Raw genomic sequence first — 19,180 nt, forward strand, 5'->3', positions numbered from 1 at the left:
CGGCGCAACACCGATCAAGGCTGCGCAGGAAAGCCTCCGGCAAAAAGAGAATCGTCATCGTTCGGTGCCTTCGTCAGACACCATGCCGGAGCAGGTCTGGGATGAGCCCCGCCGTCGTGCGCGAGCATTTCCCCGGCCGCCTACCCCGCTGAAACGACAAGTCTCCCGGCCCCAACCCGGGACCGGGAGACTCGTCGACAAAGAAACTCAGGCTTCGGCCGGCTCGTCCTTCGGCGGCAGCCAGCTCAACCCCGGCACGCCCCATTTGTTCTTCTTCAGCATCTTCTTCGCCGCCCGCGCGTGGCGGCCCACCAGGCGATCGAGGTACAGGTACCCGTCGAGGTGGTCCGTCTCGTGCTGCAGGCAGCGGGCGAAGTAGCCGGTGCCCTCGACGGTGATCGGCTCACCCGTCACGTCGAAACCGGTCACGCGCGCCCACGACGCGCGGCCGGTGGGGTAGGACTCGCCGGGGACCGAGAGGCAGCCCTCCCAGTCGTCGTCCGGGTCCGGCATGGTCTCGGGGACCTCGGACGTCTCCAGCTTGGGGTTCACCACCAGGCCGCGGTGTTCGACGCCCTCGTCGTCGGGGCAGTCGTAGACGAACAGGCGCAGGTCGAGGCCGATCTGGTTGGCCGCGAGGCCGACGCCTTCGGCGGCGTACATCGTCTCGAACATGTCTTCGGTCAGCGTGCGCAGCTGCTCGTCGAACTCCGTGACCTCACGGGTCGGCTGGTGCAGCACGGGATCGCCGGCGATGCGGATGGGGTGGACGGTCACGAGCAGCGAGTTTAGTCGGACCCGTCTGATACACCTGGATCGGACCGTGACGCGCCGTGCCGGATGCCCATGTCGAGCCTGGGTTCCGTGGTTGAATGGCGCCCGCGGAAGGACAGCCGAAACCGATTGCGAGGACCGCATGGACGCCGCGGAGTCGATGGCTGGAGAGCAGCCGTCGCCGCCGGAGATCGTGGGCGGCCTGACCGAGCGTGAGGTGGAGATCCTCGCGTTCGAACGTCAGTGGTGGCGGCACGCCGGTGCCAAGGAGAACGCCATCCGGGAACGGTTCTCGCTGTCCTCGACCCGTTACTACCAGCTGCTGAACACACTGCTGGAAAAGCCTGAGGCCATGGCGGCCGACCCGATGCTGGTGAAGCGGCTGCGCAAGACGCGCGCCGCCCGGCAGCGCAAGCGCGGCGCCAGGCGGCTGGGGATCGAACTGTCATGAGCATCTTCTCGGGACTGTCCCGGCCCATGCGGGCCGCGGGCGTCGCGCTCATCGGCGTCGCCGTGATCGCCGCGATCGTCGGCGGCGTCACCGCGCTGTCGGGTAATGGATCGAGCGACAACAACGCCGGGCCCACCAGCTCGAGCGGGTCGCCTTCGTCGTCGCAGTCGGCGCCGGGCTCGTCGTCCTCGGCGGCGCGGCCTTCGTCTTCGGCCCCGTCTTCACCGGCTTCGTCGGCACCTTCGCCGCCGCCGGCAGGCCAGTCGGGGCAGCCGAGCCAGCCTGGTCAGCCCAGCGGACAGCCGGGTCAGCCCGGCCAACCTGGCCAGCCCGGTGGCCAGCCGGGACAGCCGGGCAACGACCAGCAGGCGTCCAACAAGTGGGTGACCGTGCGGGTCTACAACAACTCCACGATCTCGCACCTCGCCGAGCAGGCTGCCGACGACTTCCGCGCGTCGGGCTGGAACGTGCCGGAGGTCGGCAACTACCCGCAGGGAGTGATCCCGCACACCACGGCCTACTTCCGGCCGGGCACCGACGAGGAGGCCGCGGCGAAGCAGCTGGCCGCCGAGTTCGGGTTCCAGGCCCAGCCGCGGTTCGACGGCATCCAGAACTCGAGCCCGGGCGTGATAGTGATCATCACGAAGGACTACCAGAGTCCAAAGGGCAGCTGACCAGCGAAAACAACGGGCCCCACCGCGAAGGTGGGGCCCGTTTCCGTCAGCGCTCCTGCTGCGCCTGCGCGTAGGCCTCCAGCGTCGCCAGCTGCGCCGGGTCCAGCGACGGCCGCACAACCTGGCGCGCCTTCGTCAGGTGCGCGGCGGTGACCACGTGCGCCTCGAGCGACTCGCGCATCGCCGTCAGGGCGGCCTCGCGGATGAGCGCGGCGCAGTCGGCCGCGGAGTAACCGTCCAGGGTGGACGCGATGGCCGCCAGATCCACATCGGACGCCAGCGGCGTGTTCTTCGACGTCGCCTTCAGGATCGCGGTGCGCGAATCGGCGTCGGGCGGCGGCACGTAGATGCGCCGCTCCAGCCGGCCCGGTCGCAGCAGCGCCGGGTCCACGAGCTCGGGCCGGTTCGTGGCGCCCAGCACCACGACCTCGCGCATCGGCTCCACGCCGTCGAGCTCCGTGAGCAGCGCGGCGACCACGCGGTCGGCTACGCCGGAGTCGGACGACTGCCCGCGCCGCGGCGCCAGCGCGTCGATCTCGTCCAGGAAGATCAGCGACGGCGCGGCGTCGGCGGCCCGCCGGAACAGGTCGCGCACGGCCCGCTCCGACTCGCCGACCCACTTGTCCAGCAGTTCGGCGCCCTTGATCGCGAACACGTTGAGCGCGCCCGTGCCGGCCAGCGCGCGCACGAGGAAAGTCTTGCCGCCGCCTGGCGGGCCGTACAGCAGCACGCCCCGCGGCGGGTCGATGCCCAGGCGGGCGAAGGAATCCGGGTAGCGCAGCGGCCACAGCACCGTCTCGGTGAGGGCCTGCTTGACGTCCACCATGTTGCCCACGTCTTCGAGCGTCAGCCCGCCCGTGGCCAGGTTGTCCGAAGTGGACAGCGAGATCGGTCGGACGGTGGCGAGCGCGTCGAGCAGGTCGTGCTGCGAGATTCGCGGCTCGGCGACGTCACGCTGGCGAAGCGCGGCCCGCAGCGCGGCGTCGCGGCGCAGGGCGATGAGGTCCGCGGCGACGAACCCGGGCGTCTTCTCGGCGAGCACGCCAAGGTCGGCGCCCGGTTCCACGGGCACGTCACGCAGCAGGATCCGCAGCAGCTCCACGCGGGTTTTCGCGTCGGGCAGCGGCAGACCGAGCTCGCGGTCGAGCAGGTCGGCGGTGCGCAGCCGCGGGTCCACGGACTCGGCGCGCTGCGTCGTCGCCACCACGGCGAGGCCCTCGCGGCGCATGGCCGCGCGCAGTTCTTCCAGGACGACGGTGGCCACCGGCGGCGGCTGCGTGGCGGGCAGGAGAGCGTCGACGTCGTTGATCAGCAGCACCCCGGGCCCGTCGCCGTCGGCAGCGCGGGTCACGGCCTCGCGCAGACGGGCGTGGGCCGTGTTCGGCTCCAGCACGGCGATGTTGGGCGCGACCAGCGACACCACGCGCACCTTCTCGGCCTGCGCGACGGACCGCACCAGCGTCGCCTTGCCGACACCCTCCGGCCCGGACAGCAGCACGCCCAGGTGCGCCGACGTGCCCAGCCGCTCGAGCAGCTCCGGCCGCCGGAACGCCAGGTCGAACCACTCGGCGAGCTTGCGCGCGGCCCCTTCCGCGCCGACCAGGTCGGCGACGGGTGGGATCGGTTCCGCGAGCTCCTCCGGCTTCGTCTCCTCGACGACCTCCGCGTCGAGGTAGTCCTCAGCCGCCGTCACCGCCGTGCTGCGGACGAGGGCCGTCGCGCTGCGCGTGGGGACGGTGTCGGTCGGCGTCTCGCCCGTGCGGGCGCCGTCGCGCCAGCTGACCACAGTGGACGGTCCCACCACGACCACGCCCGCGGGCTCAGTGGCGGTGACGGTGAGCAGCTCGTTGGTCCAGGTCGCGCCGATCGCGCGCGACAGCTGCCCGCGTACGGCCGCGACGTCCGAACCCGGCGCCGGCGCGAGGTCCTGGGGGAGCAGCGAAACGGCGTCGCCCCGCGTAAGCACCTTGCCGGTGAGCGCGAGCCGCAGCGTCTGCGGCGGCACGGACACGCTGGCCAGCCGCGAACCGGAGACCGTGACCGTCTTGGCCGCCGCGACGTCGGCCGGCGTCACCACGATCTCGGACCCCTCGGACACGCCGAGGTTCGACATCGTGACGTCGTCGGTCAGCACCACGCCCGGCGTGCCCTCCTCGGCCGGCGCGGCGAGCGCGGCGCTGCGGCGGGCGCCGGTGAGGTGCACGGCGTCCCAGGCGCGCAGGCCCAGCGCGTCGAGCACCTCGGGGTGCATCCGCACGACTCCGCGCCGGGAATCCAGCGCGGACGGCGTGTGCCTGACGGTCAGCGTGATCTGCGGGTCGCTCACGCCATTCACCCTAGCGACGCGGACCCCGCCCAGGCGTCGAACGACAGGATCTCGCCCACCGGTGGTCGCGCGGCGGGGGAGAACTCACGCTGCGTCGAGTGCGCGACGGCGATGAGGCCGACCTGAGTGACGTCGGCCGGGATCCCCAGCAGGCGTGCGACGTCCGGCTCGTGGCCGGCGAGGTGGTAGCTGCACAGCGAGCTCGCGAGACCGCGCGTGCGCAGCGCGAGCTGGAAGCTCCAGATCGCGGGGTAGATCGAGCCGTAGAACGAGGACTGCTCGGCGGCCGACACCGGCGGCCGGCCCGGCATGCACGGCAGCACCAGCGCCGGCACGCGGTCGAGGTTGTCCACGAGGTGGCGGGCGGAGACGAACATGCTCGTGTCGGCCAGGTGCGCGTAGTGCTGCCACACCTCGTGCGCGGCCTTCCTGGTGATCGCCGCGACCTCGGCTCGCAGCTCCGGGTCCAGCACGGCGACCCAGCGCTGCGCCTTCAGCAGACCACCGGCGGCCGGCGCCTGCTGGGCGATGCGCACGCAGTCTTCGATCACCGCGGGGTCGACCGGCCGGTCGAGGTCCAGTTTGCGGCGGACGGACCGGGTGGTGGTGAGCAGTGTTTCGGCGTCCATGGTGTCCCTCCAGATCGTTACTTACAACGTAAGCGTACACCGTAAGTACTTACGCCGTAAGCTACGATTCGGCCGTGGTGCGCGAAACCCTGACGCGGGAAAAGGTCCTCGACGAGGCGCTGGCCCTGGTGGACGCCGACGGCATGGGCGCGCTGTCGATGCGCAAGCTCGCGGCTCGCCTCGGCGTCGAGGCGATGTCGCTCTATAACCACGTGAAGAACAAAGGTGACCTGCTCGACGGGCTCACCGCGCGCGTCTTCGAGTCCGTGCCGATGCCGGTGCCGTCGTGGAGCTGGGAAATCCGCGTCCGCCGGCTCGCCGAGGGCCTCTACACGGCGTTCACACGGCACCCGGCCGTGGTGCGCGCGCTGGCGGCCGAGGAGGCGAACCCGCGCTCGCCCGGCGCGTTGCGCGTGATCGACGCCCTGCTGGGCGCGCTGCTCGACGGCGGGCTCGACGAGGAGGCCGCTGCCCGCGGCTACCGGTCGTTGATGGGACTCACGTTCGGCGCGGCGCTGGCCGACTCCGTCGCCGGGGGCGTCGCCCAGCGGGACGAGCCCGTCGGCGACTGGTTCAGCCGCATGGTCACGCCGGAGGAACTGCCGAACTTGTACCGCGTGCTGCCGTCACTGGCGGACGTCGACTGCGTGCAGGACTTCCACGACCAGCTCGACCTGCTGCTGACCGGCCTGCGCGCGGCGGCCCGCTAGGCCACCGGCGTCAGCGGCGCCGGATCCCGATCCGCCGCCAGCTGCGGCGGCGCTGGTTCGGGCCGGAAGTCGAGCTCGAATTGCCGGTGCCCGAGTGGTCCCGGTCCCGCAACGCTCGCGTCGCCCGCACGAAGTCCGAGCTGTTGCGCGGCAGCCGCACCGCGCGCATCGCCGCGCCCGCGACCCGGCGAGACGCCGGACGCAGCCGCAGACGCCGCTGCGAACGCGCACGGCGGATGGCGCGGCGTTCGCGCGGCGGGACCGTCCACGCCTCGGGGTGCGCGGCGAGCCAACGGTTCCGGTACACCGCGTACGGGATGTGCAGCAGGTACAGCACCAGCGCGATGGCCAGCGCCACCAACGGGAACTGGATGATCGCGGCGGCCAGCAGGCCGACGCCCACCAGCAGCGGCGCGATGGCCCTGGCGGGCACCTTGACGGTCTTCAGCGACAACGTCGGGATGCGGCTGATCAGCAGCGCGGCGACGGCGATCGTCCAGGCGATCACCACGTACTGCTCGGACCACCAGCCCTCGCCCCACTGCAGTGTCGCGATGAGCGGCAGCATGGCGACGAGGCCGCCGGCCGGCGCGGGCACGCCGACGAAGAACTCCCCGGCGTACGGCGGCTTGTCTGTGACGTCGAGCAGGGTGTTGAAGCGAGCGAGGCGCAGGATCATGCAGACGGCGAAGATCAGCGAAGCCACCCAGCCGATGCGGTCGCCGTGCGACTGCCACACGTACAGCACCAGCGCCGGCGCTACGCCGAACGAAATGCCGTCGGACAGCGAGTCGAGCTCGGCGCCCATCTTCGACGTGGCGTCGAGCAGGCGCGCGATGCGCCCGTCGAGGCTGTCGAGCACCGCCGCGATGCCGATGGCCGCGATGGCCATGGCGTAGTTGCCCGTGAGCGCGAACTGCACGGACGACAGCCCGGCGCACAGCGCCAGCACCGTGATGGCGTTCGGCAGCAGCCGAATGCTCGGGGTGGTCACGCGGACCATGAGATCAGCCTTCTGCCAGTGCCGGGAGTTCGGCGATCACCGTCTCGCCGCCGACCGTGCGCTGGCCCTTCTCGACGAGCACGCGGCTGCCGGGCGGCAGGTAGAGGTCGACACGGGAGCCGAACCGGATGATGCCGTAGGTGGCACCCGCGGCCACCTTGTCGCCCTCGTGGATCTCGCACAGGATGCGGCGCGCGACGAGGCCGGCGATCTGCACGACGACGAGCTCGTGGCCGTCGACGGTGCGCATGAGCACGGAGTTGCGCTCGTTGTCCTCGCTCGCCTTGTCCAGGTCCGCGGAGAGGAACTTGCCCGGCCGGTAGGCCACCTTCTCGATGACGCCGGGGGCCGGGATCCGCTGGACGTGCACGTCGAACACCGACAGGAACACGCTCACGCGCATCCGCGGCTCGGCGGGCAGCCCCAGCTCGGGCGGCGGCACGGCCTCCTCGAGGAGGGACACCAGACCGTCGGCCGAAGCCACCGCGATGTTGTCCCGCTGCGGCGCGACGCGGGCGGGCTCGCGGAAGAACGCGGCGGTGGCCGCGGTCGCGAGCGCGCCGACCACACCGAGGCGCTTGGAGAACCGGCGCAGCACCAGCGTCGCCGCCAGCCCGCCGAAGACGAACGGGCGTCCGGCGGGGTGCATCGGCGGGATGGTCTCCCGCGCGAGCTGCACTGCGTGCGTGAGGGGATTGCCGGTGGGCTTGCCGCTCATGGATCGGTTCCCCGCTGTTCGTTGCGTTCGGAGGAGAGGACGGGTTTCACGTCCGATTTGGGAATCACCACGCTACCGCCCGTCGGCGGACGGACACGTCCAGGGCCGGTGGCGGCTCCCCCGTAAGGGTTTCGCCGACGCGGGTGGGCGTGCCCACAAACCGGTAACGACTGATCGAATTCCTCGACAACTCTCAGTAGTACCCGCCGTTCGGGAGCCGTGCCCGGGCCTGAGTCCGCTGAGGAAGCGATGTCCGTACCCGATCCGCTCACCGAGCTGCTGTGCGCCTGGCGACGGGAGATCTCCGCCGCGCCCATGCCCGTGCTCGTGGACACGGCGCACGCCGTGCGCGTGGTCCGGGAGGCGATCCGGGCGGGCCGGGTGCATGCGTCCCCCGACGACGCATGCACCCGGACGCGGAACTGATCAGTTTAGGCGGTTTCCGGGGGTTACTGACGGTTCGTGCGGAAACCGTTACAAACGGTCACCGGGTCACCTGTAGTTGTCGCGCCGGTAGTTGTCGTGCGGGTAGTCGTCGCGCCTGGACCGCCGGCCGATCGAGCTGACCAGCCGCAGCACTGCCAGCAGGACGATCGCGCCCAGGATCGCGACGCCGAAGCTCGGGAAGTCGAACTCGAAGCGCTGCTGCTCACCCGTCGCCAGCCGGTAGATGAAGCCGCCGAGCGCCGCCCCGAGCACCCCGACGAGCACGCTGACGAGGCACCCCTGCCGGCGCCGGTCCGGCCCGCCGACGACCAGGTTCGCGAGCCAGCCGACCAGCGCACCGAAGACGATCCAGGTGAAGAAGCCCATGTGGGTGAGGATACCTGGGGGCGGTTACACAAGGGGTGTTGTGCAATTCCAGTTGTGCAACTACTCTTGTGGACTGTGTCTGATCCCGTTGAGGTCCAGCAGATCCGCGACTCCCACGTGCTGGCCGCGATGTCCCACCCTCTGCGCCGTCGACTCCTCGACATCCTGAAGCTCGACGGCCCCGCCACCGCCTCGATGCTGGCCGAACGCACGACTTCGGCCGTCGGCAACATCTCGCACCACCTGAAGGTCCTCTCGGCCGCCGGCCTGGTCGAAGAGGCCCCCGAACTCGCCCGCGACCGCCGCGAACGCTGGTGGCGCCGCCCTTCGCGCGCCCTGTCCTGGTCCACTTCGGACTTCGTCGGCGATCCCGTGGGCGACGCGGCAGAGGTCGTCGCGCTCGACCGGCAGGCTTCGCTGTCCCGCTCATGGCTCTCGGACCTGGAAACGGAACCCCCCAAGTGGCGCGACGCCTGGTTCACCAACGAAACCTGGGCGCGCTTGTCTCCTGCGGAGGTGATGGAGCTGAGTTCCCGCGTCCTGGCCTTGTTCGCCGAGTACACCGACCGCCCGACGCCTGACGACTCCGTCGAGCGCCGCCCCGTGTTCCTTTTTGCTCGAGGTTTCCCTGCGCAGCCTTGATCGGTGTTGTGGCGGCGCGTTTTTGTTGCGGGGGGCGGGTTTTCTGTTGTTGTCCACAACTGGGTTTCGCTGTGGACAACTCGGCTTCGGAGATCGTTTTGTCGGTGGGGAGCGGTAGACTGGCCAAGGGCCGTTCCCCCGAGGATGGGTGGGGGCTTTCCCAAGGTGAGTTGCTGGGGGCACAAGCGGCTCGGCCGCGATTTCACTCGAGAAGCTTCGTCGATTGGGCAAAGCCCACCGGTGACGGCGCAAAACCCCTTCGGGCCGGCTAAGCCGCTCAGGCTGGTGGAACCCCTTCGAGTACGCAACGTCGGTCGGGTGGGCGAAGGCCGTTGGGGTGCGAAGCCGCTCGCGCTGGCGAAGCCCTTCGAGTACGGCAACCCGTGTGGATGGGCAAAGCCGCTCGCGCTGGCGAAGCCCTTCGAGTACGCCGAGCCGCGCACGGCCGGGCAAAGCCGCTCGCGCGCAAGACCCTTCTGCCGTGCAAAGCCGCTCGGCCCAGCGAAGCCCTTCGGGCAGGAAAGGCAAAGCCGCCGAGGCGGGCAACACCCTGCCGGCACGCAAACGCCGCCCAAGCGCAAAAACCCTCTGCCACCAACCAAACCCACAGCACGCAGCAAAAGGGTCCGCAACCGCCCGAACCACCCCGATAACCCATGACTGACGCGAAAATGACCACAGCCCTACGGCGAGACCGCAACTTCCGCCTCATCTGGACCGGCGAGACGATCAGCACCCTCGGCAGCGCAGTCGCCGGCGCGTCATTGCCGCTCGTCGCGTTGCTGGTCTTGCACGCCTCGACGTTCGAGGTGGCGCTGCTGACCGCGGTCGCGTGGCTGCCGTGGTTGGTGGTGGGGTTGCCGGCCGGGGCGTGGGTGGACCGGTGGCGCAAGCGGCGCGTGATGGTGACCTGCAACGTGGTGTCGATGGTGGCGTTCGCGGCCGTCCCGGTCGGGTACGTGGCCGGGTGGCTCACGGTGCCGTACCTGCTTTGCGCGGCGCTGGTCGGCGGGTTCGCGAAGGTGTTCTTCTCGCTGGCCTACCGCAGTTACGTGCCGGTGATCGTGACCAAAGCGCAGTTGCTCGAGGCCAACGTGAAGCTCCAGGGCAGCGAGTCCGCCGCGCAGGTGGGCGGGCCCGGGCTGGCGGGGCTGCTCGCGGCCGTCGCGGGACCTGTCACCGGGGTGCTGGCCGACGCTGTGAGTTTCGGCATTTCCGTGCTGTGCCTGCGTTCCGTGCGGGCGAAGGAAACCCCGAAGCCCCGTGGCAAAGAACGCCTGCGCACCGAGATCGCCGAGGGTATCGGCTTCATCGCGCACGATCGGTACTTGCGGTCCCTGATCGGGGCTGCCGCCGTCGCGAACCTCGCGCTCGACGGGTACGCCGCCATCCAGGTCGTGTTCCTCGTCCGTGACCTGGGCACCGGGCCGGGAGCCGTGGGGGTGGTCCTGGCAATCGCGGAGGTCGGCGGTGTCGTCGGCGCGCCGCTGGCCGCGCGGCTGGGGAAGCGCGTCGGGGCGGCGCGCGCGTTCCTGCTCTGCGAAGCGCTGGCCGCGCCGGCGATGCTGCTCGGTCCGTTTGCCACCCCGGGCGCCGGGCTCGCGGTGTTCGTGCTGTCGGGGATGGGCGTCGCCGGCGGGATCGTCGGGTCCAACGTGCTCGTCGGCACCTTTCGCCAGACCTACTGCCCACCCGAGCTCTTCGGCCGCATCACCGCGAGCTCCGCCGTCGTCAACTACGGCACCATCCCGCTGGGCGCGTTCCTCGGCGGTGTCCTCGGCGAAGCGCTGGGCGTGCGCGAGACGATGTTCATCATGGCCGGTGTCCAGCTCGCCTCACTGGTGATCCTCCTCAGGAGCCCGCTGCGCCGCGACAAGGACTTCCCTACAGCAGCAGCACGTCCACTTCGGTCCCTTCAGCCACCTCGCCAACCCCCTCCGGCAGCACGATCAGGCAGTTCGCCTGGGTGAACGCCGCGAGCAGGTGCGAGCCCGGCCCGCCCCGCGGTCCGACCACGCCGGTCACCTCGCCCTCGGTCGGCGTGTAGAAGCCGCGGCGGAACTGGCGCCGCGAGCTGGGCGACGACATCGCCTCCGAAAGACGCGCGCGCACGCGGCGGCGGTCGACGTCCGTGTGGCCCATGGCCGACAGCAAGGCCGGCCGCAGGAAGGCCTCGAACGACACCAGTACGCTCACCGGGTTGCCCGGCAGCGTCACCACGGGCACGCCGTTCCAGTGGCCGCAGCCCTGCGGCCCGCCGGGCTGGATGGCGATCTTCTGGAACCGCACGCCCTGGCCCGTCAGCGCGTCCTTGACCACCTCGTACGCGCCGGCGCTGACGCCGCCGGAAGTGATCAGCAAGTCGGCGTCCGCGAGCTTCGGCTCGATGATCTTGCGGAACTCCTCGACGTCGTCCACCACGCTGCGCACCACGGCGACGCGGCAGCCCAGCTCGCGCAGCGCGGCGGCGAGCATCACGCTGTTGGACTCGTAGATCTGCCCGTGCCGCAACGGGTTCGGGGCCTCGACAAGCTCCGTGCCGGTCGACACCACGAGCACGGACAGCGGCCGGTGCACGGCGAGCTCGGCCAGGCCGACGGCCGCCGCGAGGCCCAGCTGCGAGTGGCCGAGCACGGTGCCGGCGCGCAGGGCCACCACGCCGCGCTCCACGTCCTCGCCGGTGCGCCGCACGTGGTCGCCCGAGGACGCGGCCTTGGAGATCCGCACGTCGACAGTGCCGCCGTCGGTGTCCTCCACCATCACGATCGCGTCGGCACCCGGAGGCAGCGGCGCGCCCGTCATGATCCGGTGCGCGGTGCCCGGCTCCAGCGTCGCGACGTCCACGCGCCCGGCGGGGATGTCGTCGGCCATGGGCAGCGTCACGGGCGACTCGGCGCTGGCACCGGCGACGTCGGCCGCGCGTACGGCGTAGCCGTCCATCGCGGAGTTGTCGAACGGCGGCAGCGACACCCCCGCGTGCACGTCCTCGGCCAGGACGAACCCGGCGGCTTCGGCGAGGGGCAGGGTCGTCACGGGAGTGCGGCCGAGTAGCTCGGTCACGGTCTCGCGGTAGGCATCGACGGAGATCACGCGGACCATCCTCCCCCTCGCGCGCGGGCGTGCAACACTCTCCCGCGGCAAGAGTCGGGGATCAGGGGAGTTCTGATGCAGGTACGAGTCCGCCACCAGCCGTCGTTCGCGGTTGCGCGGCTGGAGCTGACGCCGAGTGAACCGGTGCAGGTCGAGTCGGGCGCGATGATGGCGACCAGCTACGGCGTGACCGTCCAGTCGCAGGCCGACGGCGGGATCATGAAGACCCTCGGCCGCGCGTTCCTCGACGTCATCACGCTGCAGCCGGGCGAGGCGATCACCGTCGGCACCGGTCACGTGGTGGCCTACGCCGACACTGTCCGGTACCAGCTCCGCAAGGTCGCGCAGGGCGTGATCCAGTCGATGAAGAGTGGTGAAGGCTTCGTGTTCGACTTCGCCGGTCCCGGCCAGATCCTCACGCAGACGCGCAACCCGTCTTCGCTGATCAGCTGGATCCTTTCGCACGTCTCCTCCCGCTGATATGCGCGTCCACACGAGGCACACGCCGAACTTCGGCGTCGCGCGAGTGCACCTCGCGCCCGGCGAGGCCGTGCAGTCGGCGTCGGACACGATGCTGGCCACCAGCTTCGGCGTGCGCGAAGGCGCTCCGCCGTCGGCGCGGGGCGGTGCGCGCAAGCCCGGCGTCTCCGTGTTCACGGCGCCTGCCGAGGGCGGCTGGGTCGACCTCGCCCCGCTCGGCCCCGGCGACGTCTACCCGCTGGAGCTCACGGGCAATACCGGCTGGTCGGTGCACCGCGACGCCGTGCTCGCGCGGCCGTCTTCCGTGCGTCACGACCAGACGTGGGCGCCGTTGCAGCAGCTCTTCGGCGCCGACGCCGGGTTCCTCGACCACTACAGCGGCACCGGTCCGCTCGTGCTCACCGCGCCGGGACCCGTCGACTCGTTCGAGCTGTCGGCCGGTGAGCTGGTCACCGTGCGACCGGACTACGTGCTGGCCTACCCGGACACGCTGCAGTGCCGGCTGCGCGCCGTGGATCCGAGCGGCCCGCAGTCGCTGCGCACCGGCGAAGGTCTGGTCCTCGATTTCGCCGGACCGGGCACCGTTCTCGTGCAAGCGCGTAACAGGCGGGTTTCCCGGGGCTGACGAATCTGCGAATCAACCATTGCCGAGGGGCGTAATTCCGGTAGCGTGAACTGCACTTCCAGCCGCTACGGACAGCGGATCTTGTCCTGAGGGAGGGCGCCGTGGCTGTCGGCACCGTCAAATGGTTCAACTCGGAAAAGGGCTACGGGTTCATCGAATCCGCCGAAGGGCCTGATGTGTTCGTCCACTATTCGGCGATCCAGGCCGAAGGATTCCGGACGCTCGACGAAGGGGACCGGGTCGAGTTCGAGGTCCAATCCGGCCGCGACGGCCGCAGTCAGGCGGCGGACGTCCGCAAGGTCTCCTGATTCCGGGGTAGCCGACCGGTTGGGCGAACCGCCCATCGCTGCGGAATGCAGGGCGTTAAGCTGCGCAGCGTGACAGGCGATGTGTCGGGGGACCTCACCGGTCGCCGGCTGGGCAACTACCGCATCGACTCGGTGCTCGGCAAGGGCGGCATGAGCGTGACCTACCAGGCCACCGACGTGCGGCTCGGCCGGAAGGTGGCGCTGAAGGTCATCGGCGACCACCTGGGCACCGACGCCGAGTTCCGCGAGCGGTTCGTGGACGAAGCCCGCAACACGTCCGCGATCGACCACGCCAACGTCGTGCCCCTGTACGACTTCGGCGAGCTCGAAGGCATGCTCTACATCGCCATGCGCATGGTCGACGGCGGCGACCTCGCCGGGCTGATCTCTTCGGGCCCGATCGCGCCCGCGCGCGCCCTGGCGCTGCTCGACCAGGTCGCCGACGCGCTGGACACCTTGCACAACCGGGGCCTCGTCCACCTCGACGTGAAGCCCGCCAACGTGCTCGTCACCAGCAAGGAAACCTCCCGCGAGCACGTCTACGTCGCCGACTTCGGCCTCACCCGCCGCGGCGCCACCGGCCACCGCACGCGCGGCGGCGACTTCCTGGGCTCGCCGACCTACGCCGCGCCCGAGCACCTGCGCGGCGAGCCCCTCGACGGGCGCACCGACCAATACGCGCTGACGTGCGTGCTCTTCGCGTGCCTCACCGGCACCCCGCCGTTCAAGGGCGACGTGCCGACGGTGATCAAGGGCCACCTCAACGGCGAGCCGCCCTCGGTCTCGCACGTGGTCGCGCTGCCCGCCGCCGTCGACGACGTGATCCGCAAGGGCATGGCCAAGAACCCCGCCGACCGGTACCCGAACTGCGTGGCGATGATCGCCGCCGCCCGCGTGGCGCTGGGACCGCTCGCGACGTCGGACACGCCGCCGGGGCCGCCGGGTTCGGGTGGGGCTGTGGTGCAGAACGGACTGTCCGGCTTGGGTGGTCCGGGTCCGGGTCCGGGTCCGGGTCCGGGTCCGGGTGCGGCCGGTGGCCAGGTCGGCCAGAGCAGTCAGGGTGCTCACGGTCCTCAGGGGGAGGGGGCCGGCGTGCCGCCCTTCGGACAGCAGCCGGGATACGGCCAAGGCGGGCCGCAGGGTCCCGGTGGGCCCGGCGGTCAGGGGAACGACCCGGCGCACGGCGCCCAATGGTCGGGACCCGGCGGACCTGGTGTCCCAGGTGGACCAGGCCAAACCGGACCCGGTGGCCAGGGCGTCCCCGGCCAAGGCGCACTCGGCCAAGGCGGACCCGCTGATGGAAACCCGTGGGCCGGCCCCGGCGGTTGGTCCGGCGCCCCGCAGAACCCCGGCCAGCCCCACGGCGCCCCGCCGCAAGGCCCGCCCCCCGGCTACGGCTACCCCGGCATGCCGCCGCAAGGACATCAAGTACCGCAGGGATATCCGGGCCAACACGGTCACCCGGGACAACCCGGCCCGCAGCCCGGCTACCCCAACCAACAACCCGGCTACCCCAACCAGCAACAGGGTTACCCCGGCATGCACCCGGGTTACGGCCCGCCCGGCGACCCGATGCGGCTGCGTCCGCCGTCGCCCGCCGGTGGCGCCGGTGCGTTCCAGCAGTCGCGCAGCGGCGGTGGCCGGAAGTGGCTGTGGATCGGCCTCGGGATCGTCGTGCTCGCCGGCCTGATCGTCGGCGCGATCTTCCTCTTCGGCGGCGGCGGCGACAGCGGCGGCGGCACAACCACCCCCACGACCGCGCCGAACATCCCCGTCGGCCCGGGCGGACCCAGCGGTTCGCAGTCCGGCTCGCCGTCGCTCAACCCGCCGCCCGCGTCGATCCCCATCCAGCCGAGCCGCTGACCCGCGATCTCATCTCCGGCAGGTGACCATCTCGAATCCCGGCTGTGTTCGACTCCCGGGACACGCCGGAGGTCGAGGGGGCCAGCCATGGATTTCGGTGACCGGCAGGACTTCGAGGACGCCGCACGCGGGTTCGTCGCGACGCTCGACCCCGTCACCATCACCGGCGCCGACGGCCGCGCGGTGTTCGACCTGCGCCCGTACGCCTACCTCGACGGCGACTGCCCGGACACGGTGAACCCCAGCCTGTGGCGGCAGGCGCAGCTGTGCCGCACCAACGGGCTGTACGAGGTGACCACCGGCATCTACCAGGTCCGCGGCTTCGACATCTCGAACATGACGCTCGTCGAAGGCGGACGCGGCGTGATCGTGATCGACCCGCTGATCTCCGAGGAATGCGCGGCGGCCGCGATCGCTCTCTACCGCGCCCATCGCGGTGACCGGCCGGTCACCGCCGTCATCTACACGCACTCGCACGCCGACCACTTCGGCGGCGTGCTGGGCGTGCTGCCCGGCGGCGCGGGTGACGTCCCGATCCTCGCCCCGGTGGGCTTCCTCGAGGATGCCGTGGCGGAGAACGTGTACGCGGGCACGGCGATGAGCCGCCGGGCCACGTACATGTACGGCATCACCCTCGACGTGAGCACCACCGGCCAGGTCAGCGGCGGGCTCGGCATCGCCACGTCGACGGGCCGGCTCGGGTTGCTCGCGCCCACCGTCGACATCACCGCGACCGGCCAGGAAGAGGTACTTGACGGCGTCCGCGTCGTCTTCCAGCTCACGCCGGGCACCGAGGCACCGGCCGAGATGAACTTCCACTTCCCGGACCACCGCGCCCTGTGCCTGGCCGAGAACGCCACGCACAACCTGCACAACCTCCTCACGCTGCGCGGCGCGCTGGTCCGCGACCCGCGCGTCTGGGCCCACTACCTCGACGAGGCGATCGAGCTCTTCGGCGCCGGCACCGACGTGGCGTTCGCCTCGCACCACTGGCCCACCTGGGACACCGCCCGCGTGGTGAAGTTCCTTTCGCAGCAACGAGATCTCTACGCGTACCTGCACGACCAGACCCTTCGCCTGCTCAACCAGGGCGCCACCGGCATCGAGATCGCCGAGGACTTCACACTGCCGCCGGAGCTGGAGAACGCGTGGCACGCGCGGGGTTACTACGGCTCGGTCAGCCACAACGTCAAGGCGATCTACCAGCGTTACCTCGGCTGGTTCGACGGCCACCCCACGTCGCTGTGGCAGCACCCGCCGCAGGCGCTGGCCACGCGTTACGTGGACGTCCTCGGCGGGGTGGCCGCCGTCCTCGGCAAGGCGCAGGAGTACGTGGACGCCGGCGACCTCCGCTTCGCCGCCGAACTGCTCAAGCACGCCGTGTTCGCCGACCCGGACAACTCCGTCGCCAAGAACGCCCTGGCCGAGGTCTACGAGCGCCTCGGCTACGGCGCCGAGAACCCGACCTGGCGCAACTTCTACCTCGTCGGCGCGCTCGAGCTCCGCAAGGGCATCACCCCGCCGCCCCTCGACATCGGCGGCGGCATGACGGCGGCGCTCACGGTCGAGCAGCTCTTCGACTCCCTCGCCATCCGCGTCGACGGTCCCCGCGCCGCCGCCGACCCGCTCACCATCGAGTGGCGCTTCACCGACTTCGCCACCACGATCCGCACCACCTTGTCCAACGGGGCGCTGATCCAGACCGCGAACCCGACGTCGACCGTGGACGTCGACCTGACCCTCACGTTGACCAAGGAACAGCTGCTCGGCCTCCTGTCCGGCGGCGACCCGGATGACCTCGACCACACCGGCGACCCCGCCGTCCTCGGGCGGCTGCTCGCCCTCCTCGACTCGGACGACCCGGGCTTCGCCATCGTCACGCCGTGACAAGCGTGGATCACTGACCTGCGATTCTTGCACTCTCACCGTGGGAGTGCTAAACACGGCATTGGCACTCGACGCCGTTGAGTGCCAAGCGTGCGGTCACCGACTGCGCGCTTGAAGGTCGGGACGGTGAGGCTGGCCCAGGTCAGTCGTCCGTCGCGGGCACCGAGCCTGGCCGAGGACGTGTCCTGCTGCCGCCGCTGACGGGGTCTTGAGCTGAGACGCTCGAGACGACGCAGCGCGGCGGTGGCGCCCAATACCGGAGGACCACACCGCAATGGCCAAACTGATCGCGTTCGACGAGGACGCCCGCCGCGGTCTTGAGCGCGGCCTCAACACCCTCGCCGAAGCCGTGAAGGTGACCCTCGGCCCGCGTGGCCGCAACGTCGTGCTCGAAAAGAAGTGGGGCGCGCCGACGATCACCAACGACGGTGTCTCCATCGCCAAGGAGATCGAGCTCGAGGACCCGTGGGAGAAGATCGGGGCCGAGCTCGTCAAGGAAGTTGCCAAGAAGACCGACGACGTCGCGGGTGACGGCACCACCACCGCCACCGTGCTCGCCCAGGCGCTCGTGCGCGAGGGCCTGCGCAACGTCGCCGCGGGTGCCGACCCGATCAGCCTGAAGCGCGGCATCGAGGCGGCCGTCGAGGCCATCACCGAGCAGCTGCACAAGATGGCCGTCCAGATCGAGACCAAGGAGCAGATCGCTGCTACGGCCTCGATTTCGGCCGCTGACCGCACCATCGGCGAGCTGATCGCCGAGGCGCTGGACAAGGTCGGCAAGGAAGGCGTCGTCACCGTCGAGGAGAGCAACACCTTCGGCCTCGAGCTCGAGCTCACCGAGGGCATGCGCTTCGACAAGGGCTACGTGTCGGGCTACTTCGTGACCGACCCGGAGCGTCAGGAAGCCGAGCTGGAGGACCCCTACATCCTCCTCTTCGGTTCCAAGATCTCGAACGTCAAGGACGTTCTGCCGCTGCTGGAGAAGGTCATCCAGTCCGGCAAGCCGCTGCTGATCATCGCCGAGGACGTCGAGGGCGAAGCCCTTGCCACCCTGGTCGTCAACAAGATCCGCGGCACCTTCAAGTCCGTCGCCGTCAAGGCCCCGGGCTTCGGTGACCGCCGCAAGGCCATCCTGCAGGACATCGCGATCCTGTCCGGTGGCCAGGTGATCTCGGAGGACGTCGGCCTCAAGCTGGAGAACGCGGACCTGTCGCTGCTGGGCCGCGCCCGCAAGGCCGTGATCACGCGCGACGAGACCACGATCGTCGAGGGTGCGGGCGACGCTGACCAGATCCAGGGTCGCGTCAACCAGATCCGTGCGGAGATCGAGAACTCGGACTCCGACTACGACCGTGAGAAGCTGCAGGAGCGCCTCGCGAAGCTGGCCGGCGGCGTCGCCGTCATCAAGGCCGGTGCCGCGACTGAGGTCGAGCTCAAGGAGCGCAAGCACCGCATCGAGGACGCGGTGCGCAACGCCAAGGCCGCCGTGGAAGAGGGCATCGTCGCCGGTGGTGGCGTGGCTCTGATCCAGGCCGCCGAGGCTGCCTTCGCGGGCCTGAAGCTCGAGGGCGACGAGGCCACTGGTGCCAACATCGTCAAGGTCGCCGTCGAGGCGCCGCTCAAGCAGATCGCCATCAACGCCGGCCTCGAGGGCGGCGTCGTGGCGGAGAAGGTCAAGTCCCTCCCGCAGGGTCACGGCCTCAACGCCGCCACCGGTGTCTACGAGGACCTGCTCGCCGCCGGCGTGCCGGACCCCACGAAGGTCACCCGCTCCGCGCTCCAGAACGCCGCCTCCATCGCGGCGCTGTTCCTGACCACCGAGGCTGTCGTCGCGGACAAGCCGGAGAAGGCTTCCGCCGCTCCGGCCGACCCGTCCGGCGGCATGGGTGGCATGGACTTCTGAGTTCGGCTGCTGTTTGACGCTAGATCCGGAAAGCCCGGTCCACTTCGGTGGGCCGGGCTTTTCCCTTTGCGGGCCACGGTTTCGTGCCTAGGGTCGGGCTTCGGGGTGCGGCTTCGATCGGGCCGGGCGGTCTTGCGTCATCGGTGTGGCGAGTCGGTTGGCGTGCTCGTGTGGGCGTGGACGTCGGCTCGTGGCCGGTGTCGGTGCGCCAGTCGGCTGGCGTTCTCGTGCGATGTGTTGTGGGTAGGTGGGTTTGACCGGCGCCAGTAGGCCGTCGGCGGCAG

General features: G+C 70.6%; 19 protein-coding genes. 12 read left to right on the forward strand and 7 right to left on the reverse strand.

Translation table 11 applies throughout. The annotated features are described in order from the left end of the window. Window positions 1-207 precede the first annotated feature (207 nt). Window positions 208-777 carry a peptide deformylase gene (locus ABZU76_RS29800; RefSeq protein ID WP_220244671.1) on the reverse strand — a complete coding sequence of 190 codons (570 nt, stop codon included), beginning with the start codon at window positions 775-777 and terminating at the stop codon, window positions 208-210. Between the two features lie 139 nt (window positions 778-916). On the opposite strand from ABZU76_RS29800, the gene ABZU76_RS29805 reads away from it, so the two are divergent. Both ABZU76_RS29805 and ABZU76_RS29810 read left to right on the forward strand, forming a co-directional pair. Then, complete coding sequence (locus ABZU76_RS29805; protein WP_220244670.1) at window positions 917-1,225, forward strand: DUF3263 domain-containing protein; 309 nt, start codon at window positions 917-919, stop codon at window positions 1,223-1,225. After that, on the forward strand, window positions 1,222-1,899 hold the full coding sequence (locus ABZU76_RS29810; RefSeq protein ID WP_354875240.1) for a LytR C-terminal domain-containing protein: 678 nt from the start codon (window positions 1,222-1,224) through the stop codon (window positions 1,897-1,899). Before ABZU76_RS29805 ends, ABZU76_RS29810 begins: the two co-directional genes overlap by 4 nt. A 46-nt stretch (window positions 1,900-1,945) precedes the next feature. Here the strand turns inward: ABZU76_RS29810 and ABZU76_RS29815 are convergent, their stop codons facing one another. Together ABZU76_RS29815 and ABZU76_RS29820 are read right to left on the reverse strand one after the other, a co-directional pair. Beyond that, window positions 1,946-4,225: an AAA family ATPase gene (locus ABZU76_RS29815; protein ID WP_354875242.1), complete on the reverse strand. Its 2,280-nt coding sequence runs from the start codon at window positions 4,223-4,225 to the stop codon at window positions 1,946-1,948. A 5-nt stretch (window positions 4,226-4,230) separates the two neighbouring features. Then, entirely contained in the window at window positions 4,231-4,854 is a 624-nt protein-coding gene (locus ABZU76_RS29820) for a nitroreductase family protein (RefSeq protein ID WP_354875244.1), read from the reverse strand. A 74-nt stretch (window positions 4,855-4,928) separates the two neighbouring features. Between ABZU76_RS29820 and ABZU76_RS29825 the strand changes: the two genes are divergently transcribed. Beyond that, the gene (locus ABZU76_RS29825) at window positions 4,929-5,564 is read left to right on the forward strand and encodes a TetR/AcrR family transcriptional regulator C-terminal domain-containing protein (RefSeq protein WP_354875246.1); all 636 of its coding nucleotides are present in this window, start codon (window positions 4,929-4,931) and stop codon (window positions 5,562-5,564) included. A 10-nt stretch (window positions 5,565-5,574) separates the two neighbouring features. Here ABZU76_RS29825 and pssA read toward each other — a convergent pair whose 3' ends face one another. Both pssA and ABZU76_RS29835 read right to left on the reverse strand, forming a co-directional pair. After that, a complete protein-coding gene (pssA, locus tag ABZU76_RS29830; RefSeq protein WP_354875248.1) occupies window positions 5,575-6,567 on the reverse strand; it encodes a CDP-diacylglycerol--serine O-phosphatidyltransferase in 993 nt (330 codons plus the stop codon). Window positions 6,568-6,571: 4 nt separating this feature from the next. Further along, the gene (locus tag ABZU76_RS29835) at window positions 6,572-7,285 is read right to left on the reverse strand and encodes a phosphatidylserine decarboxylase (protein ID WP_220244665.1); all 714 of its coding nucleotides are present in this window, start codon (window positions 7,283-7,285) and stop codon (window positions 6,572-6,574) included. Window positions 7,286-7,534: 249 nt separating this feature from the next. On the opposite strand from ABZU76_RS29835, the gene ABZU76_RS29840 reads away from it, so the two are divergent. Next, window positions 7,535-7,711 carry a hypothetical protein gene (locus ABZU76_RS29840; protein WP_354875250.1) on the forward strand — a complete coding sequence of 59 codons (177 nt, stop codon included), beginning with the start codon at window positions 7,535-7,537 and terminating at the stop codon, window positions 7,709-7,711. A 66-nt stretch (window positions 7,712-7,777) separates the two neighbouring features. Here ABZU76_RS29840 and ABZU76_RS29845 read toward each other — a convergent pair whose 3' ends face one another. Beyond that, window positions 7,778-8,098 carry a GlsB/YeaQ/YmgE family stress response membrane protein gene (locus ABZU76_RS29845; RefSeq protein WP_354875252.1) on the reverse strand — a complete coding sequence of 107 codons (321 nt, stop codon included), beginning with the start codon at window positions 8,096-8,098 and terminating at the stop codon, window positions 7,778-7,780. Between the two features lie 75 nt (window positions 8,099-8,173). Between ABZU76_RS29845 and ABZU76_RS29850 the strand changes: the two genes are divergently transcribed. Together ABZU76_RS29850 and ABZU76_RS29855 are read left to right on the forward strand one after the other, a co-directional pair. After that, entirely contained in the window at window positions 8,174-8,740 is a 567-nt protein-coding gene (locus tag ABZU76_RS29850; protein WP_354875254.1) for a helix-turn-helix domain-containing protein, read from the forward strand. 671 nt (window positions 8,741-9,411) lie between these two features. Next, a complete protein-coding gene (locus tag ABZU76_RS29855; RefSeq protein ID WP_354875256.1) occupies window positions 9,412-10,710 on the forward strand; it encodes an MFS transporter in 1,299 nt (432 codons plus the stop codon). Here the strand turns inward: ABZU76_RS29855 and glp are convergent. Further along, window positions 10,625-11,830 (reverse strand): gephyrin-like molybdotransferase Glp, encoded by a 1,206-nt coding sequence (glp, locus tag ABZU76_RS29860; RefSeq protein ID WP_220244662.1) that lies wholly within the window; start codon window positions 11,828-11,830, stop codon window positions 10,625-10,627. The two genes, ABZU76_RS29855 and glp, sit on opposite strands and share 86 nt — an antisense overlap. 75 nt (window positions 11,831-11,905) lie before the next feature. On the opposite strand from glp, the gene ABZU76_RS29865 reads away from it, so the two are divergent. The 6 genes from ABZU76_RS29865 (at window position 11,906) to groL (ending at window position 18,896) form a co-directional block, all read left to right on the forward strand. Then, window positions 11,906-12,310, forward strand: coding sequence for an AIM24 family protein (locus ABZU76_RS29865; RefSeq protein WP_354875258.1), 405 nt, complete (start codon window positions 11,906-11,908; stop codon window positions 12,308-12,310). A 1-nt stretch (window position 12,311) separates the two neighbouring features. Further along, a complete protein-coding gene (locus ABZU76_RS29870; protein ID WP_354875260.1) occupies window positions 12,312-12,935 on the forward strand; it encodes an AIM24 family protein in 624 nt (207 codons plus the stop codon). A 101-nt stretch (window positions 12,936-13,036) separates the two neighbouring features. Continuing rightward, window positions 13,037-13,243 carry a cold-shock protein gene (locus tag ABZU76_RS29875; RefSeq protein WP_204093028.1) on the forward strand — a complete coding sequence of 69 codons (207 nt, stop codon included), beginning with the start codon at window positions 13,037-13,039 and terminating at the stop codon, window positions 13,241-13,243. Window positions 13,244-13,312: 69 nt separating this feature from the next. Beyond that, complete coding sequence (locus ABZU76_RS29880) at window positions 13,313-15,106, forward strand: protein kinase (protein ID WP_354875262.1); 1,794 nt, start codon at window positions 13,313-13,315, stop codon at window positions 15,104-15,106. An 87-nt stretch (window positions 15,107-15,193) separates the two neighbouring features. Beyond that, entirely contained in the window at window positions 15,194-16,993 is a 1,800-nt protein-coding gene (locus ABZU76_RS29885) for an alkyl sulfatase dimerization domain-containing protein (protein WP_354875264.1), read from the forward strand. Between the two features lie 274 nt (window positions 16,994-17,267). Beyond that, window positions 17,268-18,896 (forward strand): chaperonin GroEL, encoded by a 1,629-nt coding sequence (gene groL, locus ABZU76_RS29890; RefSeq protein ID WP_326566586.1) that lies wholly within the window; start codon window positions 17,268-17,270, stop codon window positions 18,894-18,896. The last annotated feature ends 284 nt before the right edge of the window (window positions 18,897-19,180 follow it).

This window comes from Amycolatopsis sp. NPDC005232 (assembly GCF_040607795.1).
GTDB lineage: Bacteria > Actinomycetota > Actinomycetes > Mycobacteriales > Pseudonocardiaceae > Amycolatopsis.

Bases quoted from the DNA above. Each gene is read 5' to 3' on its own strand.
- ABZU76_RS29805 (WP_220244670.1), top strand. From the start codon at position 917: ATGGACGCCGCGGAGTCGATGGCTGGAGAGCAGCCGTCGCCGCCGGAG.
- ABZU76_RS29810 (WP_354875240.1), top strand. From the start codon at position 1,222: ATGAGCATCTTCTCGGGACTGTCCCGGCCCATGCGGGCCGCGGGCGTC.
- ABZU76_RS29820 (WP_354875244.1), bottom strand. From the start codon at position 4,854: ATGGACGCCGAAACACTGCTCACCACCACCCGGTCCGTCCGCCGCAAA.
- pssA (WP_354875248.1), bottom strand. From the start codon at position 6,567: ATGGTCCGCGTGACCACCCCGAGCATTCGGCTGCTGCCGAACGCCATC.
- ABZU76_RS29835 (WP_220244665.1), bottom strand. From the start codon at position 7,285: ATGAGCGGCAAGCCCACCGGCAATCCCCTCACGCACGCAGTGCAGCTC.
- ABZU76_RS29840 (WP_354875250.1), top strand. From the start codon at position 7,535: ATGTCCGTACCCGATCCGCTCACCGAGCTGCTGTGCGCCTGGCGACGG.
- ABZU76_RS29845 (WP_354875252.1), bottom strand. From the start codon at position 8,098: ATGGGCTTCTTCACCTGGATCGTCTTCGGTGCGCTGGTCGGCTGGCTC.
- ABZU76_RS29855 (WP_354875256.1), top strand. From the start codon at position 9,412: ATGACCACAGCCCTACGGCGAGACCGCAACTTCCGCCTCATCTGGACC.
- ABZU76_RS29865 (WP_354875258.1), top strand. From the start codon at position 11,906: ATGCAGGTACGAGTCCGCCACCAGCCGTCGTTCGCGGTTGCGCGGCTG.
- ABZU76_RS29870 (WP_354875260.1), top strand. From the start codon at position 12,312: ATGCGCGTCCACACGAGGCACACGCCGAACTTCGGCGTCGCGCGAGTG.
- ABZU76_RS29885 (WP_354875264.1), top strand. From the start codon at position 15,194: ATGGATTTCGGTGACCGGCAGGACTTCGAGGACGCCGCACGCGGGTTC.
- groL (WP_326566586.1), top strand. From the start codon at position 17,268: ATGGCCAAACTGATCGCGTTCGACGAGGACGCCCGCCGCGGTCTTGAG.